This is a genomic window from Ramlibacter sp. (assembly GCF_041916345.1).
Taxonomy (GTDB): Bacteria; Pseudomonadota; Gammaproteobacteria; order Burkholderiales; family Burkholderiaceae_C; genus Ramlibacter.
Genome location: NZ_JAYRZR010000163.1, coordinates 3,510 through 4,158 on the forward strand (window position 1 = coordinate 3,510; position 649 = coordinate 4,158).

Below are 649 nucleotides of genomic sequence, written 5' to 3' on the forward strand. Positions count from 1 at the left end.
AGGACGGACATCGTGTGACAGAACTCGCAGCGACCGACAGGCCGCCATGAAGTCCCTATAAGAAGCATGTTTGATGCATCTTAAAGCGAAACCCACATCAAAGACATATACTCGATACCTCTTTAGGGGCATGCATGCGTCTCGCCGAATACACGGACTACACCTTGCGCGTGCTGATGTACTGCGCGGCCCGCCCGCAGCAGTTGGTGACCATCGGCGAACTGGCCGAACGCCACGGGGTGTCCAGGAATCACCTGATGAAGATCGTCACCGACCTGGGTCGCCAGGGCGTGCTGGAAACGACACGGGGCCGCGGCGGCGGGCTTCGACTGCTGAAGGATCCCGCCACGGTCCGCATCGGCGACGTGGTGCGCGCCTGCGAGACCGACTTCCGCCTGGTCGAGTGCTTCGACCCGAAGACCAACCAATGCACGCTGACGCCTTCGTGCCGACTGAAGGGCCTGTTCAACGCCGCGTTGCGGGCCTACTTCAAGGAACTCGACGGCATGACCCTGGCCGACATGGTCGTGCCGGCATCGGCATCCGACTCGGGGCGCGCCGCGTCGACGCATCGACACCCAACGATCACCCCGGTGGCAGCGCCCCGGAGCCTGCGCAAGACCGTGAGATCCAGGAAGTCCGGTGCGTG

Annotated in this window: 1 protein-coding gene; it reads left to right on the plus strand. The window is 63.3% G+C overall.

What is annotated here, in order from left to right:
- Positions 1-134: 134 nt before the first annotated feature.
- Positions 135-649, plus strand: a 515-nt coding sequence (locus ACE3T5_RS21285; protein ID WP_374670113.1) for an Rrf2 family transcriptional regulator, incomplete at its 3' end; no start/stop codon positions are given.